This window comes from Acinetobacter colistiniresistens (assembly GCF_000413935.1).
Classification (GTDB): Bacteria; Pseudomonadota; Gammaproteobacteria; order Pseudomonadales; family Moraxellaceae; genus Acinetobacter; species Acinetobacter colistiniresistens.
The window spans coordinates 392,076-409,780 of record NZ_KE340380.1 but is presented as its reverse complement, the minus strand read 5'-3'; the positions used below and the strand labels follow the sequence as shown (position 1 = coordinate 409,780).

At 40.3% G+C, this 17,705-nt stretch carries 19 protein-coding genes; 3 read left to right on the top strand and 16 right to left on the bottom strand.

All coding sequences use genetic code 11. From position 1 onward, the window contains the following. Window positions 1–5: 5 nt before the first annotated feature. From F907_RS08235 to F907_RS08245, 3 genes are read right to left on the bottom strand one after another with little or no spacing between them, the layout of a single operon-like run. Window positions 6–614, bottom strand: coding sequence for a TetR/AcrR family transcriptional regulator (locus F907_RS08235; RefSeq protein WP_016652310.1), 609 nt, complete (start codon window positions 612–614; stop codon window positions 6–8). 43 nt (window positions 615–657) lie between these two features. Next, entirely contained in the window at window positions 658–1,431 is a 774-nt protein-coding gene (locus tag F907_RS08240; RefSeq protein ID WP_016652309.1) for a TatD family hydrolase, read from the bottom strand. 24 nt (window positions 1,432–1,455) lie between these two features. Beyond that, window positions 1,456–1,800, bottom strand: coding sequence for a PilZ domain-containing protein (locus tag F907_RS08245; RefSeq protein ID WP_005275060.1), 345 nt, complete (start codon window positions 1,798–1,800; stop codon window positions 1,456–1,458). 343 nt (window positions 1,801–2,143) lie between these two features. Between F907_RS08245 and F907_RS08250 the strand changes: the two genes are divergently transcribed. After that, window positions 2,144–2,647, top strand: a complete 504-nt coding sequence (locus tag F907_RS08250) for a hypothetical protein (protein WP_016652308.1) — start codon at window positions 2,144–2,146, stop codon at window positions 2,645–2,647. 55 nt (window positions 2,648–2,702) lie between these two features. Here F907_RS08250 and F907_RS08255 read toward each other — a convergent pair whose 3' ends face one another. The 13 genes from F907_RS08255 to F907_RS08315 all read right to left on the bottom strand — a co-directional run bounded on the left by F907_RS08255 (window position 2,703) and on the right by F907_RS08315 (window position 13,783). Next, a complete protein-coding gene (locus F907_RS08255; protein WP_005241888.1) occupies window positions 2,703–3,212 on the bottom strand; it encodes a hypothetical protein in 510 nt (169 codons plus the stop codon). Window positions 3,213–3,366: 154 nt separating this feature from the next. Further along, a complete protein-coding gene (locus F907_RS08260; protein WP_016652307.1) occupies window positions 3,367–3,672 on the bottom strand; it encodes a hypothetical protein in 306 nt (101 codons plus the stop codon). A 184-nt stretch (window positions 3,673–3,856) separates the two neighbouring features. Beyond that, the gene (locus F907_RS08265) at window positions 3,857–4,840 is read right to left on the bottom strand and encodes a DNA polymerase III, delta' subunit (RefSeq protein WP_016652306.1); all 984 of its coding nucleotides are present in this window, start codon (window positions 4,838–4,840) and stop codon (window positions 3,857–3,859) included. Window positions 4,841–4,842: 2 nt separating this feature from the next. Next, a complete protein-coding gene (gene kdsB / locus F907_RS08270; protein ID WP_016652305.1) occupies window positions 4,843–5,604 on the bottom strand; it encodes a 3-deoxy-manno-octulosonate cytidylyltransferase in 762 nt (253 codons plus the stop codon). A 9-nt stretch (window positions 5,605–5,613) separates the two neighbouring features. Then, the gene (gene lpxK, locus F907_RS08275) at window positions 5,614–6,621 is read right to left on the bottom strand and encodes a tetraacyldisaccharide 4'-kinase (protein WP_016652304.1); all 1,008 of its coding nucleotides are present in this window, start codon (window positions 6,619–6,621) and stop codon (window positions 5,614–5,616) included. Between the two features lie 2 nt (window positions 6,622–6,623). Then, window positions 6,624–8,351, bottom strand: coding sequence for a lipid A export permease/ATP-binding protein MsbA (gene msbA / locus F907_RS08280; RefSeq protein WP_016652303.1), 1,728 nt, complete (start codon window positions 8,349–8,351; stop codon window positions 6,624–6,626). After that, window positions 8,348–8,776: an ExbD/TolR family protein gene (locus tag F907_RS08285; RefSeq protein WP_004806616.1), complete on the bottom strand. Its 429-nt coding sequence runs from the start codon at window positions 8,774–8,776 to the stop codon at window positions 8,348–8,350. The genes msbA and F907_RS08285 overlap by 4 nt, the downstream gene beginning before the upstream one ends. Window positions 8,777–8,790: 14 nt before the next feature. Beyond that, window positions 8,791–9,420 carry a MotA/TolQ/ExbB proton channel family protein gene (locus F907_RS08290; protein ID WP_016652302.1) on the bottom strand — a complete coding sequence of 210 codons (630 nt, stop codon included), beginning with the start codon at window positions 9,418–9,420 and terminating at the stop codon, window positions 8,791–8,793. Window positions 9,421–9,519: 99 nt separating this feature from the next. Continuing rightward, window positions 9,520–10,407, bottom strand: a complete 888-nt coding sequence (locus tag F907_RS08295; protein ID WP_016652301.1) for a ParB/RepB/Spo0J family partition protein — start codon at window positions 10,405–10,407, stop codon at window positions 9,520–9,522. Next, complete coding sequence (locus tag F907_RS08300) at window positions 10,404–11,186, bottom strand: ParA family protein (protein ID WP_016652300.1); 783 nt, start codon at window positions 11,184–11,186, stop codon at window positions 10,404–10,406. Before F907_RS08300 ends, F907_RS08295 begins: the two co-directional genes overlap by 4 nt. Window positions 11,187–11,204: 18 nt before the next feature. Continuing rightward, window positions 11,205–11,840 carry a 16S rRNA (guanine(527)-N(7))-methyltransferase RsmG gene (rsmG, locus tag F907_RS08305; protein ID WP_005241898.1) on the bottom strand — a complete coding sequence of 212 codons (636 nt, stop codon included), beginning with the start codon at window positions 11,838–11,840 and terminating at the stop codon, window positions 11,205–11,207. Between the two features lie 240 nt (window positions 11,841–12,080). Next, complete coding sequence (murU, locus tag F907_RS08310) at window positions 12,081–12,770, bottom strand: N-acetylmuramate alpha-1-phosphate uridylyltransferase MurU (RefSeq protein ID WP_005275038.1); 690 nt, start codon at window positions 12,768–12,770, stop codon at window positions 12,081–12,083. After that, window positions 12,770–13,783, bottom strand: a complete 1,014-nt coding sequence (locus F907_RS08315; RefSeq protein WP_016652299.1) for an aminoglycoside phosphotransferase family protein — start codon at window positions 13,781–13,783, stop codon at window positions 12,770–12,772. The genes murU and F907_RS08315 overlap by 1 nt, the downstream gene beginning before the upstream one ends. Before the next feature lie 118 nt (window positions 13,784–13,901). On the opposite strand from F907_RS08315, the gene F907_RS08320 reads away from it, so the two are divergent. Both F907_RS08320 and F907_RS08325 read left to right on the top strand, forming a co-directional pair. After that, a complete protein-coding gene (locus tag F907_RS08320) occupies window positions 13,902–16,364 on the top strand; it encodes an LPS-assembly protein LptD (RefSeq protein WP_016652298.1) in 2,463 nt (820 codons plus the stop codon). Further along, entirely contained in the window at window positions 16,364–17,677 is a 1,314-nt protein-coding gene (locus tag F907_RS08325) for a peptidylprolyl isomerase (RefSeq protein ID WP_016652297.1), read from the top strand. Before F907_RS08320 ends, F907_RS08325 begins: the two co-directional genes overlap by 1 nt. Window positions 17,678–17,705: the final 28 nt, after the last annotated feature.

Sequence of the window (17,705 nt, the reverse complement as noted above, 5' to 3'; positions counted from 1 at the left end):
TTCAACTAAGGCATAGCAGATTCAAGTAACTTGGGTAATGCGAGTGCTTGTTCAATATAAGCAACACGCAATGTGTCTCGCGAACCAATGTAACGTTGATAAAAACTCGAATTCAAAATTACAGCCGCGCCATAGGTCAGCGACCAAATAGATGCGAGGTAATCACGTGTAGTCATGCTGCTATTGATGCCCAACAAATAGCTCTCAGTCATTCGAATGATGATACGTAAACGTTGCCGACGCACTTTATATAATTCACTAAACAGCAACTGAATGCCCTGGCCCGTTGTCGAAAGACGTTCTTCGATTTGGTGAAATAAAGCGGTACGCTCAGGATGATGCAAATGATGCAGCATAAAAAAAGCCAAATGTTCTGGAAAAGCTTTTTCAGTATCCTGAATCATTTCAAGTAACATGCGCTCATTGCGGATAATGAGCAGCATATATAATTCATCTTTACTTTGAAAATGTTTGTATAAGGTCCCTTTTGCAAGATCTAGCTCTGCTGCCAAAGCATCTAGCGTCATGCCAGCTTCACCATTTTCTAACAGGAGTTGCTCCGCGATTTGAAAAATTAATACTTCTCGTGCTCTGAACTGAGCTTGACGATCCATTTTCACGTAATAACTCTCTTTCTTCCTAGTACAACAAAACCGTTTATTTCAAATTTAAGAGATTCTCAAAATTTTGTGTTGTAATCCTGCCAATCTCTTCAACCGATTTATCATATACATCACTTAATGCTTTTGCTACAAAAGGAACATACTTCGGTTCATTGGTTTTACCACGGTATGGAACGGGTGCCAAATAAGGACTATCCGTTTCAATCAGCAACCGATCAAGTGGCACCTGTTTCGCAACATCCCGCAAGTCTTGTGCATTTTTGAATGAGACAATTCCTGAAAAGGAAATATAGTAACCACAATCCAGAACAGCTTTGGCAGTTTCCCAATCTTCGGTAAAGCAGTGCAGAATGCCATGTGTAGATTGTTCCGCCCGAATAATATCGACTGTATCGTGTTTCGCTGCTCGGGTATGCACCACTACAGGCTTTTTAACAATTTTCGACGCTTCAATATGGCGTGCGAAGCACCGTTTTTGCTCAGCCACGAAATCAGTACTATGGTAATAGTCTAACCCCGTTTCCCCTAATGCCCAGACTTTATCTGATTGCGCAAGCTTCACAAGATAGTCTGTTGTTGCACGCGCCATAATCTGCTCATCTTCACAAGGATGCACACCAACTGAATAACCAACATCATCATGTCGCGCTGCAATGTCTGCCAATTTAACATGATCATCCAAATCGACTGAAATCCCCATGAATTTGGAAACACCTGCAAGTCGAGCTTGCTGTAGTGCCTGATCTAAATCGCCCTGATAAGGCGTTAGATCTAACATGGTTAAATGGCAATGCGTATCAACAAACACTCTTTATTCCTATTCTCTTAACAACTACATCGTATAGCTTGGACGATCCAAGCCTTTCATACCCGCTAGAAGCTTTTCAGCTTCATTTTTATAATACACACCTTTTTCACCGACCAACTGAATCGCAAAGCCTTGTGGCTTAAAATGAGTCTGTTTATGTGAAATCCAGATTACTTTTCCTGTGAGTGGAATCTTTTGTGATTGCTCAGGCAAGGTTGCCAATACAAATACTTCCTGCCCCATTTTAACGGCTTGTTTGGTTGGTACAAATAAGCCTCCACCCAACACAAAAGGCATGTAGCTAGATTGCAATGTCGATTTGTCAGGAATATTAACCTGTATAATTCCGCCCATCATTTGTGGTTGCATAACATTCCCCTGTTAAACACTCAATTAATTTAAACATTAATAATTTTATACCATTGATAAATCTAAAAATATTACCAAAATTGTGCAAGTTTACGACATTTATCCTGGTGACTGTTTAATAAAAAACCTATACTCGATTTATCACTTGATTATAGAAAACTATCGAACAAACAACAAATAATGTTTTGGTAAAAGCAGAGTAAAGTCAACAATCCGAACTTTATTTAAACAAGCCATGTAGTCTAAAAAGAAATGTTTAAGTCTAGATGACAATTATTCAGTCCTGTTTCAATATTTTGAGCTCAATTAAAGCTGAAAATATTAAATCAAAAGGAGTTTAAACATGAAAAGAATAAGCCTATTGGTATTTTGTAGCTTTTACTTACTGAGCACCTCCATGCTCTATGCTGAAAGCTTGAAAAAACCACCTAAATTCACCGATTACCCTGCCTCGTTGTACAAAGGACCCACGGCTCAACTGGATATGACTGATGCCTATGCCCGTTTATTTAGAACACGATTATCACAAGGTCTAACAGAAAAACCGGATTATGCAGGAGAATATGTGGTGGTCGGTTGGGGTTGTGGTGCAATGTGTTATAGCCTCACCTTAATTAGTAAAAAAACCGGTAAAATTCTACAGACATTTGGGGGCGAAACAGGAGAAAAATTAATTGATACCCAACCCAACAGTTTGCTATTGATCACACATGGTTCTGTCAAAGTGAATGGAAAAGACATTTATGCCAAAAAATTCTATCTACTCAAAAACAATCAGCTGAATCTAATTTACCATACGCCAATTGCAGCAGAGCATGAAGATGAGAATGGTAAATTCAACCCATAAGACAATGATTTCAATGAGATATAGCAAGGCCTGCTTGCTATATCTATCACATTCACTATTTTGATGCTTTAACAATTTCAGCTTTATCGAAGGAGAACCAGCATTCACCTTGAGTTGCCCATTTTGATTCAGTCGTCCCCAACACACCCGTCACCGTAATTCGATCCCCTACCTTTAAATTACTAATTTTATCGGTATTTACTTTTAAATCATCACGGGTCAGCCCCTGTCCTTTACATTTAGCATTACTTGGATCTTTAAAAATAATCGCAATCTGGTTTTGGGAAATTACCTCACCTGTTTTAGTAATACGTGTAATGATTCCAGGCACTTCAAGACGCTGTGCATCCCACTTTCGCTTTGCTGTAATTTCATTCTGTTGCCAATCTCTCCAAATTTCTGACAGAGTAGCCTTCTTAGCAGGCCCTAAGCCACGGAAGTCTCCACTCAAAATATCTCCAGTTTTATTTAAAATTCCATCAGTTGCTGACATTGCTGAATCCAAAGTCTGGCAAGCACTCAATGACAGACAACCCAAAGCGACTAAAAGTGTTTTTATTTGCATATCTCAATTCCCTAGCATATCTAGCAAAACGCCATGTGAAAAAATAACATATTTACTTAAAAATGTGAATTTTTAACATCCTATTGAGAGAATTTCCCCCAATAAAAAAGCTGCTCATATGAGCAGCCTTTTCTGGAAAATCAAAAATGAGTTTCTATTTTTCGGTACATTTATAATCAAAATCCAAGTTGCTAATCATTCGATCCGTATTTCTTGAAATGACTGAAATATTATTTACTCCAGCTTCAATATAAAATTTACCACTGAACTGATTCGCTACTGAGCCCCGATCATGATTGAAAGAATAGTTATAAATACATTCATAGGCTTGAGACCCTATATTTGAAGCATTAATCACAAATGAAGAGCCATTAATATTCGATACAAATTTTGGTTCTGCCATTACAATGCTTGGTATCATTAAAAATGATAAAGCAAACGCGATAAATGTTATTTTCATCTCTATATTCCTTATTTTTTAATATTATTGTGAAGTAACTCACATTTTATATACATTTTATAAGGATTAAAGAGCGATGAACAATTTATATACAAAGCTTACATGATCACCACAAAACCTAGCTCCGCAGATTAGAAAACAGAGCTAAGCATATCAATTTAATTAAAATATTTTTTAAACCAACTTAACCGACATTCATTAGCTGAATAAACAACTCATCCATAACCAATTGGGTTTGTACATTTTGCTCAATCATTAACTTTTTCTTCTGTAAATCAGAATAAATCGTAAAAAGTGCTTCTAAACTATAAAATTCAGCGAGTGGCTTAAAATCCAAATCATCATTCTTTAATGATTGATTCAACTTTAAACTAATCAAATCCCCTAAAAGGTATTCAAACATGGTCATCCATTCAGCGAAATTTAATTCTTTGGACCACTTATTTGAATAGTTTAAAGGCATATTCTTTTCGGCAACTAACTTAAGCCAATCCTGTAGAAATAAGGCACGTTTTTGTAGCCATTCACTCTTTTCAATTTCAATAGCCGTCAAAGGCATATCATTGGCAAGGTTCAACAATAAAGAAACTTGCTCAGCGCTAATCTCAGGAATCTGCTGTTTTATAAATGCTTGTGCATCTGAGATCGTTAATCGGTCTAAAGCAAAATGCTGTAATCGACTTCGAATCGTTGCTGGAAGTTTTAAGTAATGATCCGCCAATAAGATCAGCACCACTTTCTCGCCAGGTTCCTCCAACGTCTTAAGTAATGCATTGGCCGAGGCCGTATTTAATGCTTCAGCAGGCTCAATAACGACAACGCGCCAACCTTCTCCAGTTTGCTGAACAAATGGAAGTAGATCTCGAATCTTTTCAATTTTAATTTTAGCATTTTGCTTTTTATTCTCTTCATCCGTGGTGATATGCACATAATTTGGGTGAGTGTCAGACTTTAACCATTGGCAACTCGTACATTCACCACAAGCAGCTTGCGCTTGCTTATTCAGACAAAGAACCCAAGCCACAAATCGCGCTGCAAACTCTTTTTTTGCACAGCCTTGCTTTCCATAAAACAAAAGGCCATGCCCAAGTTCAGGAAATCGTGTGGTTAACAATTCCCATGTTTGGGCATGCCAAGGATATTTCACCGCAGATTGAGTATCGACCATAATTATTCAAAGGCACTCACAGGCATAGTGTTTAATCGATCCAGATCCGCTTGAGTATCAACCCCTGGTGGTAAATTGGCTGCTGCTACGGTTATTGCAATCCGGTGGCCATTTTCGAGTACACGCAGTTGCTCCAGACTCTCTAATTTCTCAAGATGTCCTTGTTCCCAAGTGACATACTCTTGCAGTAATTTCACACGGTAGGCATATAAACCCAAGTGACGGAAAGCTTGATCATGCAATGTTGGCTCAGCCAGTTTCGCACCATCACGATCATATGGAATAGTGGCACGGCTAAAGTATAGTGCTTCATTACGCTTACTCATGACCACTTTGACAATACTATCTCGCCGAAACTCATCTAGCTGATGAATCGGTTCACATAGTGTTGACATTGAGCACTGCGGATTGTCGACCAAAAGTTGGCTAACCTGCTGAACAAGCTGTGCTGGTAGCAATGGCTCATCACCCTGTACATTGACGATAATATCATCTTGCGACCACCCCTTCAGACGTGCAACCTCACTTAAACGGTCTGTACCTGAAGGATGCTCTGCACTGGTGATAACCACATCAACGCCTTCTGCACGGCATACTTCAGCAATACGCTCATCATCTGTCGCTACACAAAGATCATCAAAGCCAGCAACTTTTTTAGCTTGATCAACCACACGCAAAATCATTGGACGGCCATGAATAAGTAATAAGGGTTTTGCTGGCAGGCGAGAACTCGAAAAACGAGCTGGGATAACAATATGTTTCATGGTCGCTCTCTAAGAAAATTGAATACCAACTTGCTGCAGTTGTAACTTCAGCAAGTCATAGCAATCGGATGATAAATCAGCCTCAACGGGAACAACCCAAACAGGAATGTTAAATTCAGGATTTTGCTTTAATAATGCCTTGAACTTTACCGCATCTTTCTCAGTGGTAATAATGGCATCATGATTATCAAAAGTTAGATCGCCAATCTCATAGTCATGATGATCTGGAAACTCATGGGCCTGATATTGCTGCACATTCAAGGTATTTAAAGTCTGATAAAAACGCTGTGGAAAGCCAATGCCAACGACTGCATTAAAATACTGACTGGCATCAAACCATTTCGTCTCCACATCAGGATTTAAAAGATAAGGTTCCCCAACTGCTAAATGCATATTTCTTTGTGCTTGTGCAGTTTTAGTATGTGCAATCACGGTGCTTTTTTTTAAGCGTGATTTTGGTTCACGCAAATATCCTTCAGGTAATAGTTTTTCATTGCCTAAACCGCGATTTTGATCCAATACAATCCATTCAATTTGCCGCGCTAAAGCCCAATGTTGCAAGCCGTCGTCACTAATAATTAGATCAAGTTTTTCATTTTCAAGAAGTAACTCAATAGCAGCTTGTCGGTTTGGTCCCACTGCCATCGGTACATGGGTCGATTGTACGATCAGACAAGGCTCATCACCTGCAGCTTCAGGCTCTGAACCCTGCGTCACCAAAAGTGGAAATGGGCCTGTGCCACCATAACCACGGCTAATTACCCCAACTTTTAAATTATGCTGCTGTAAGTACTTAACCAACTGGATCAATAACGGTGTTTTACCACTACCACCAACCGTAATATTCCCAATCACCATAACCGGCACAGGCGCTTGATAAACAGGCTTAATTCCATGTTGATATAGCGCCTGATTCGCACAAAAACCGAGTCGATATAACCATGACAATGGGCGCAACAGCACTAACCACGAAGCCTGTTCATTCCAAGCATCCTGAATCCGCTGTGCCATCGACATGCTTAATTTTCCTCAAAATTACGTTGATGTAATTGATAATACATACCATGCTTGGCAAGCAATTCGGCATGTGTCCCTTGTTCAATAATTTGACCTTTATCCATGACCACGATCATATCTGCATTTTCGACCGTTGAAAGACGATGTGCAATGACAATCGTCGTACGCCCTTGCATTGCTTGATCAAATGCCTGTTGGATGAAATATTCAGATTCATTATCCAGCGCACTGGTCGCTTCATCTAAAATCAAGATAGGAGAATCTTTTAAAATCGCTCTTGCAATTGCGATACGTTGACGCTGACCGCCTGACAGATTCAGACCTTGTGCTCCAAGAATCGTGTCATAGCCTTGCGGTAAGTTCATGATGAAATCATGTGCATAGGCTGCTTTTGCGGCTGCAATTACCTGCTCATCACTTGCATCTTGTAATTGACCATAGGCAATGTTATCACGCACCGAACGGTTAAATAGTACGACCTGTTGATTCACTGTCGCAATTTGTGAACGCAAATAAGCCAACTCGATATCCTGAACAGGAATATCATCAAAGTAAATTTGCCCTTCACTTAACTCTTGGAAGCGCGGCAACATATTTACTAATGAGGTCTTTCCTGCACCAGATCGCCCAACCAATGCAATGGTTTGCCCTGCCTTTATATCCAAAGAGAAGTCTTTAATTGCATGTGTGCCATCTTCATAACGCAAATTTGCATGGTCAAATTTAATATTGCCTTGCAAAACTGGTTTAAGCTGCCCGTTATTGACTTCTTCAGGCATATCTAGCAATTCAAACACTGAGTGTGCTGCGGCTAACCCACGCTGTAGTTTTTCATTGATATCAGTTAAGTTCTTTACAGGCTTAGAGATCAAACCAGCAGCAGTAATGAAGGAAATAAACTCTCCCGCGGAGGTATCACCAAAAACCTGTGGACGCAACGCCAGCCAAAGAATAATCGCCATCGCCATTGATAATAACAGCTGAATGATCGGGCTGTTAATATTCTGCACCACCACCATTTTCAAACCACGACGCAGGTTCTCTTCAGAAGATTTATAAAAACGCTTCTGTTCAAACTCTTCACCCGTAAAGCTTTTCACAACCGAGTTTCCAGTAATGGTTTCTTGTACCACGTGGTTTACATCGCCCATCGTATTCTGTACTTGGATTGACAGTTTACGCATCTTTTTCGAAGCGATCCTGACCAACAAACCAATGAATGGCATGAAAACGACAATACACAGGGTTAAACGCCAGTTGGTATAAAGCAGATAACTCAATAAACCAACAACAATCAATCCATCTTTAATCAATGTTTGCAGAGATTCAGAAGAAGCTGCTGTTAACTGCTCTACGTTATACATCAGCTTTGCACTGATATGACCCGCACTGTTATCAAGATAATATTGCGATGGAAGTCTTAAAAGTTTTGCATAGACTTCCTGACGAATACTAAATACCAAACTACGTGAAATCACCGCAGAAAAGTAACCACCGAGGAAGAGACCAACACCACGGAAAAACATTAATAAAACAATCAGTGCCGGAAACCAGTCTAGGTTTGTTCGGCTACCTTCTTGAATGGCGTCAATAATGTACTTCAACAGTTTTGCAACAGAAACTTCTGTCGCTGCATTGATCCCGAAACCAAGTAAGACTAATAAGGCAACGCCCCAATAAGATTTTAAATACGATATTAAACGGACATAAACCTTAAAATCCTGATTCACTCAGTAAAACCTCTTGTTGGTACTTTGGTGCTGATATTGACGTTAACAAAACCGAGTTGACCGGCAACATCCATCACTCGAATCACATCTTGATGCGCAGCTTTGGCATCAGCCGCAATAATGAACATAAAATCACGACGATCTTGTGCAACCTGTTTGATCGCCGTACTTAAGTCAGCAATATCTTTGCTTGATAAAGCTTGACCATTGACAGAGTAGTGTCCAGTGGAGTCTACCATGATTTCAATTTTATGATCGAATTGTTTAGGCGGAACACCCTGTGCATCGGGTAATGTCAGGTTTATACGGCTTTGCTGACTAAAAGTGGTCGACAGTAATAAAAACACCAAAATAAATAACATACAGTCAATCATTGGTGTCAAATTGATATGAATATCTTCAACTTGAGAACGTTTAAACTTCATATGAACACCTCAGCTTAGCTTGCACGACGGTGTTCATGTGCATGAGCTGCTTTCTTATAAAAAAGCGCAGCGTGAAACAGGGTTGACTGCTGCTCTAATTCAGCAACATATTCATGTACCACCCGCTGAAAATAGCGATAAGCAATCATTGCAGGAATCGCAATCAGCATCCCTACAGCAGTGGTAATTAAAGCTTTAGAAATACCAGGCATCATCATACTGGCATTACCAGCTGACCCGACATCAATCACTAAAAATGATTCAATAATCCCGAGCACTGTACCCAGCAAACCCAACAAAGGTGCAATGGCGCTCAAAGTTCCTAAAAAGTTAATATTTTTTTCAAGATGACTAATCTCTTGAGATGCGGTTGCTTCCATCTGAGCACGCGCAAATTGCTCTCCTTGGTCTTGGTTGTCATAACCTGCTTTTAAAATACGACCTAATGGGCTTTTTAATGCTTCATCTTGTTGTAAATGGCTCATCACTGACTCGACATCAGAACCATTGATAAGCAAAACTTGCGGTAAAACTTGTGACCGTTTTAAACGAATGTATCGTTCAAGTGCAATGGCAACCGTAAAAATTGATGAGAGAATAAGGGGCAGCATTAACCAGCCACCCGCTTTCACAAGTTCCCACATATTATTCCCCAATAATATTAAAAATATAAAAGGATGGATCAGGATTCATTTATCACTCAAGTCTCTTTACAGACGTGATAAATGAATCCACCCTTAATATTAGTTAGGTAAACAAATATTGAGGATTCCATCCAACTCATCCAATGAGTGGTAATGAATGACCATTTTCCCTTTACCTTTTTGGTTATGGTCAATTTTCACATTTGCCCCGAAACGCTCTGATAGCTTCTGAGTCAACTGTTCAATATCAGGAGAAACCTGAACCTTTTCTTTTTCAGGTTTTGGTTCACTCCACTCACGAACTAACTGTTCAGTCTGACGTACCGACAAACCTTTTTCAATCACGATCTGTGCAACCGCCATCTGATCTTTTGCTTTCAAGGCCAAAATAGCACGGGCATGTCCCATATCAATCTGACCTTGTTGCATCAAGTCTTTAATCGGATCTGCCAAGCTGAGTAAACGTAATAAGTTACTGACTGTGGTACGTGCTTTACCGACAGTATCTGCAATTTCTTGATGGCTTAAACCAAACTCATCATGGAAACGCTGTAAAGCGACCGCTTGATCAATCGGATTCAGGTCTTGACGTTGAATATTTTCAATTAATGCCAAAGCAATTGCGACTTGATCATTTAAGTCACGCACAATTGCAGGAATTTCTGTTAACCCTGCTAATTGTGCCGCACGCCAACGTCGCTCACCTGCAATAATTTCATAGGGATGCTGTTCATCGTCAACAGGACGAATCACAATCGGTTGCATCACGCCATGTTTTTCAATCGATGCGGCAAGCTCTTGTAAATCTTGTTCTTGAATAAAGCGACGTGGCTGGTATTCACCACGCTTTAATAAGTTGACATCAATTTGCTTGAGTTGACCATGATCCAAGGCTTGTGCTTCAAGTTGCAATTTTTCTTTTTGAATTGAACCCAACAGCGCATCTAAACCACGACCTTTAGCCAATCCGCGTTTTTTGATGCTCATACCACACTTCCTTTTTTCACTTTACTTTTCTTCAACATTTCAGCGGCTAGATTCAAATATGAAACAGCACCTTTAGAACTTTTTTCAAAATAAATCACTGGCAAACCATGCGCTGGCGCTTCTGCTAAACGAATATTTCGGGGAATAACCGTTTCATATAACTTTTTACCAAAATATTGCTCCAACTCTGCTGACACATCGCGTGTCAAGGCATTACGAGCATCATACATGGTACGTAATACCCCAACAATTTCCAAGTTTGGATTAAGGGCTTTTTGTATACGATCAATCGTTTGAGTGAGATCAGCCAAACCTTCCAAGGCATAATATTCACATTGCATTGGAATAATTACACCATTCACCGCAGCAAGCGCATTGACGGTAATCAAGCTTAGGCTTGGGGCACAATCCACAATAATATAATCAAATGCAGAATCGACTTCTTGTAAGGCATTTTTAAGAATGAACTCACGCCCTTCCTGCTCTGCAATCGCCAGCTCTACGCCAGCAAGTTCACGGTTGGCTCCAAGTACTTTATAACCTACTTCTGCTTTTTGAATGGCAGTTTCAATCGGTACTTCGCCCAACAACACATCGGTCACAGAGTAAAGTAAATCATTCTTTTGAATACCAGACCCCATGGTGGCATTCCCTTGCGAGTCCATATCGACCAACAAGACACGTTTTTTCAAGATCGCCAAAGAAGCAGCAAGGTTGACTGCTGTCGTGGTTTTTCCGACACCACCTTTTTGGTTTGCAATCGCAATAATTTGAGCCATGACTTCCTCTTAATATTTTTATTGAATGCGTTGAAGTAAAAGTAAATGACGTTGTTCATCTAATCTCGGGACACGAAGTTCAATGATCTTACATGAATACTCATCTTTCATCTGTTCAACTTCATCCGCTGGAACCAAGCCTTTCATTGCAGCAATAATACTCTGCTCATGCATATAAGGTTGTGCCGCATCCACAAAGTCAGTCAACGAAGCAAATGCTCGGCTGGTAATGACATCGAACTGTCCCAACTCGCCAATGCTGTCTTCATTTTCAACACGTGTTTGCACAGCAATAACATTTTTCAATTTCAAATCAGCAATAAACTGCTTCAGGAAACGAATCTTTTTCCCATTTGAATCTAATAGTACACAAGAACGTTCTGGCTGACATAAAGCAATGATCATGCCGGGCATTCCGCCACCTGTACCAACATCCAGTAAGCGGCCTTGTGGTAAATCATTTAAGATACTTAAACTATCCAATAAATGTTTAACCAACATTTCTTTCGGCTCACGAATCGCCGTTAAGTTGTAGGCCTTATTCCACAGCACTAGAGCATCTTGATATTTCAATAAGAGTGTTAGGCTATCCTCACTCAGGTTTAAACCCAGAGCTTGACTACCTTGCTTTAATTCTTGAAAAAAAGGATGCATAACAGTGCAACATCTCGATAAATTTGCTGTGCAGTATACCGATTTCTGATACAAGGCACAGTAGGACTTGTTGAACGATTATGCAGTTAAACATTTACAAGCATGATAAACTGCACAATCCGCTAATTTTTTGTCTGTTCCTATGCAAATCACAGATAGACAAAGCATTTTTCTTAGGACTATTGACATTTCAGCCATGCATTGTGCTATCGGCTAAAATGTCATAAACAAACCATAGCCTTATGCAAATACACCTTGCTGGATTTGTTGATCTAGCTGTTGCAAACGCTCTGGTGTGCCAACATCCACCCAAATTGCCTGCATCTTTTCAGCTGAAACCTGCTGTTGTTGCATCGCTTGTTTCAGTAATGGCGCTAAAGGTCGCTTACCATTTTCTAATCCATTAAACATCTGTGGATCAAATACCGCAACACCACTATAAGTCAATGCTTCACCAAACTGATCCTGCTCAAAAGTATAAGCTAGATTATTCGCAAGAATAAAATCACCTTTCAAATGTTGTGGCGGATTCTCCACCAGCACCAAATGTGCTTGCTTACCATCTAACTGAACACTGAGCAATGAAGAGAAATCCATCGTGGTCCAGACATCACCATTCACCAAGATAAAAGGCTGATCACCCAGCAAAGGTAAAGCATTAATGATGCCACCTGCCGTTTCCAGCCCCTCACCTTCATGCGACCATAAAATCGTCACACCAAATTGCGAACCATCACCAAGCGCCGCAACGAGTTTGTCAGCCAACCAAGCCGTATTAATCACGATCTCAGTCACGCCAATCGCTTTAAGTTTCTCGATATGCCAGACAATCAGTGGTTTTCCACCGACCTCAAGTAAAGGTTTAGGGGTATGTAATGTTAAAGGCCGCATGCGATTACCCAAGCCTGCAGCTAGAATCATGGCTTTCATTATGCTGCAACCTCGTAATCACCATATTTTTCAATAAACTTCGGCATCACCACATTACGGATAAACTGCATGAAATCATTCAGTTCATCATAGCCTTGGCTTTCTTCAAGCAAATACCACATCACACGTGGTAAATCTTTTAAATAGCCAGATTTACCATCACGTTCAAACAGGCGTACAAAGATACCTAAAATTTTCAAATGGCGCTGAATTGCCATCAAGTCCGCATCTCGTTTGAATTGCTCAAAACTACGGTTTTCCTTTGCTGCCGCTGGTAATAAGTTATAAAACACCTCAAACCACTCATATACACGCTCGGCATTCCACTGTACATAAGCATCACGTGTAATTGAAATTAAGTCATAGGTATCCGCACCGATCACAGCATCCTGAAAATCAATCACGCCAAGCTCTTGCTCATTTTCAATTTTCATCAAGTTACGACTGTGAAAATCACGATGTACAATCACTTGTGGTTGATGAGTTGCCTCAATCGCAAGGAAATCAAACGCCTGTTCAATTGTTTCCAACTGCTGCTCTGTCGGCTGAATGTTCAGTGAAGGCAACATCCAATCCGTTAGCAAACGCATTTCAGTCATTAACTTTTCGTATGAATAAGCTAGCAATTGCCCATGACCATCGACCTGTTGCAATTCAATTAACTGCTTAAAGCTTTGTGCGTAGTACTGATCAACAGTCTGATCTGTTAGCAATGTCGAAAGTACAACATCACCAAAATCTTCTAACAGCAACAAACCAAGTGTTAAGTCTTTCGCAACAATATGCGGAACACGCACACCATTTTTGTCAAAAAACTCATCAATACTCACAAAAGGCGCACAATCTTCTTTTTCAGGAGGCGCATCCATAAGCATATATGTTTTGTTTTGTAATCCAATTCGCGCATAACGACGAAAGCTTGCATCTCCTGCTAAAAAATTGATCTCAAATTGATCAGATTGGAGAGTGGCTTGAAGCCAAGTTTGTATCAATTGTTCACGTTGTGTATTCATTTGCAATAAAATCTAAAACTAGCTGAGATTTTGAAAGCTTAAGTGTAGCCACTTATCAACTTTTTCTCTATGATGCGACAATAATTAATTGTGAATTAGCGTACTGGTTAATGAGACAATGAAACATCAGTTTAAATTTAATCCTTTAGCAACAGCTATTTTGACACTCTTGTGTGGCGGCTCGATCCAATCTGGTTTCGCAGCTCAAGCTGATGCTGTCTCTACGCTTGACAACAAACAGCTCAAAGCAGCAATTCGAAATCAGGGACAGCAAGACCAAGAAAGTTATCCTGGGGAAAGCTTTTTCCAGCAATATTACGTAGATAAATCTGCACCAGAGGCACAGTTACGTGATAATCGTTATTTAAGTTCTTCTTTTTGCCAAGGGACTTGGGTCACTCCAATTAACCCTCAAACAAAAGCAGGCAACGAAAACACGACGACTTCTGTCATTACTGCTGATTATGGACATTACAACCCGACAGGCGACTCAGTTCTACAAGGCAATGTCGTAATCGATCAAGAAGGTCGTACGATTCGCGCAGATCAAGTTACTATTGACTCGACCCAAACCTATGCCAATGCCGAAGGTCGTGTTCAACTTGCCCAATCTGGCTTACTCAGCCAAAGTGATGCCATTAACTATAATTTAAAGACCCAGACAGGTGATTTAAATAATAGCTACTATATTTCTGAACAACAGCATGCACACGGACATGCAAGTCAGATTAAACGCGCCAATGAAAATTTAGTTATTTTAAAAGATGCAAGCTATACAGCTTGTCCTCCTGAACAAAAGCCTGCATGGAAAATTCAAGCGAAACAAATTGAATTAGATCAAGATACAGGACGAGGCGTCACTCGCGGTACAAAACTTTATGTGAAAAATGTACCTGTACTTGCAGTCCCTTATTTCAACTTCCCGATTGATGACCGCCGTACTACTGGCCTGCTCAGCCCACTTTTTGGCTATAGCAATGATGGTGGTGCTCAACTTGCAACCCCTATTTATCTTAACTTGGCACCTAATTACGATCTGACGCTCACACCAAGTTATATGAGTAAGCGTGGAGAGAAGTTAGATGCTGAATTCCGATATATGACGGAAAACTTTGGTTCAGGCCGTCTCTGGGGTGGTTATATTGCCAAAGATAAGCAGTATGGTGACGAGAATCGTGATGACTTACACTTTCTTCATCACTGGGGCATTAATGATCAATGGTCAACCAATTTAGAGTATAACTACGCTTCCGATAAAGACTATTTTGCAGACTTCAACCACAACCCAAATACCAGAACCGATCTTAACTTACGTCGAGCATGGGAACTTAATTATCGCAACGGTATTCCAGGTCTAAAAGCTCAGTTAAAAGTTGAAGACTTCCAGACACTAGATAAAACGATCCCCGATGCAAATAAACCATATGCTCGATTACCGCAATTTTTATTAAACTATGTCACGGGTAACCCACAAGGGTTACAGTACGAGTTTAATAATGATACGGCTTACTTCAAAAAATCGATCAATGATGGGTCCGCGCTTGAGTCAAGTGGTACGCGTATCTACAACCAGTTTGCAGTTCGATATAACTATCTAACCCCATCTTGGTTCTACGCAGTCCCAGAAGTTTCTGTTCGCAGTATTAACACCTATTATGACCAAGATACTAAAGCAACCCTTGGGTCTGACAGTCAAGAAAAATCGGTGGTCGTACCTCAGTTTACTTTTGCAACTGGCCTAACATTTGAAAAAGATGGTAAATACCTTCAAAGTATTTCTCCACGCGCTTTCTATGCTTATTCACCATATAAAAACCAAGACAACAATCCAAACTTTGACTCAACGACAGCCTCGGTTAACTATGATCAACTGTTCAACCCATATCGCTTTTATGGGCATGACCGCTTAGATGACAACAATTTCTTATCGCTTGGTATTACCTATAGTTTATTGGACACTGAAGGTTTAGAGCGTATTAAAGCCAGCATTGGTCAAAGCTATTATTTTAGCGATCGCCGTGTCAGCCTAAACGAAAAACTGGATGAATTCGACACTCAACGTCGTACAGGACCTATTGTAAGTCTTTCTAGTCAACTCAACCAAAATGTCACCATCAGCTCTAACTCAGCATGGACAGAAAATGGTGATAACGCACAACGAGACTTACAAGCTTACTATACCGGTGACAAAGGCAATCTATACAATCTGGGTTATTTTTACAGAAAGAGAATTACAGACCGACAAGATGCCTACGATCAAGTTGTTGCATCCTTTATACAACCTGTAAAGGACAATTGGCGTATTATGGGCCATGCTCAATACGACATAGACAACAATGTTATGCGTGAATACTTACTCGGTGTAAATTACGAGTCGTGCTGTTGGGCTGTATCTGTCTATGGCCGTTCTTACTACAATGACTTAGATGATCCAAACACCCCAGGCGTTCATAAGAAGAATGCGGTTATGGCTGAATTCACTCTCAAAGGCCTAGGTGCTTTAAACAACAAACTTGCTTCTCTGCTTGAGAATAGAGTTTTAGGTTTCGACAAAATTAATCAATCTTGGACACAACGTTAATGAAGATAAAACCTTTTCAACATATCTTTAAAGCGACTGTTCTCGCTGCCCTAATTTCTTCATCAATGCACAGCTTTGCACAACCAACGGATGAGGTTGTTGCAATTGTTGATAGTAGTGTCATTCTTAAAAGTGATTTAGAACAAGGAGTTGCTGAAACAGAGCACCAGCTAAAGGTTCAAAATAAAACAATTCCGCCGCAACAGTATTTACAAATGCAAGTACTGGATCAACTGATTATTCGTCAAGCTCAATTAGAGCAAGTCAAACGTTACGGCATCAAACCTGATGAAAAAAGTTTAAATGCAGCTGTTTTAAAAATCGCGAATCAATCTGGCGCAAATACACTCGAAGCATTCCAGCAAAAGCTGGATGCAATTGCACCTGGGACTTATGAAAATTTACGTAACCGTGTTGCTGAAGACCTAGCCATTGGACGTTTACGCCAACAACAAGTCATGTCTCGTATCAAAATTAGTGATCATGATGTCGAAAACTTCTTAAAATCTCCTGAAGGCCAAGCAGCCCTCGGCACACAGGTCCACGTATTACATATGCGTATCTCTGGAGAAAATGAGAATGACGTACAGCAAGTTGCTCGACAAGTTAAACAATCGTTAACAAACAGTGATGATACAAAAGCGATCAGCTCTAAGCTATCAACAGCTTCAGTCAAGGTCGATGGTGCAGATATGGGCTTCCGCTCACTCTCTGATATCCCAACAGAACTTTCAGCGCGTATTGCACCACTCCAAGTTGGACAAACCACAGAGTTAATCAATGTTCGTGATGGCGTACACGTATTAAAATTACTTGAACGTAAACAAAACGATCAAAAAGCCTTGGTTCCTCAATATCAAACCCGCCATATTTTGATTCAACCTTCTGAAGTTGTCAGCGTAGATCGTGCAAAACAAATGATCGATAGTCTTTACAACCGCGCTAAAGCAGGTGAAGACTTCGCGACATTGGCTGCAACCTACTCAAATGATACAGGTTCAGCGCGTGATGGCGGTAGCTTAGGCTGGGTTAGCCCTGGTGTTATGGTCCCTGAGTTTGAAAAAGTGATGAAAGAGACCCCTGTCGGACAAATTAGCAAACCATTCCAGAGCCAATTTGGCTGGCATATCCTACAAGTGACGGATACGCGCCAACAAGATATGACCAAAGAAGTACAAGAACGTATGGCACGTCAGATTTTGGGTGAACGCTTATTTGATACCGAGGTGGATAGCTGGATGCGAGAGCTACGTGCAAATGCCTATGTTGAAATTAAAGATGCTAGCCTAGACTCTAAGGCAAAGCAAAAATAATTGATGCTAAAAAATACCAGCAAGTTGC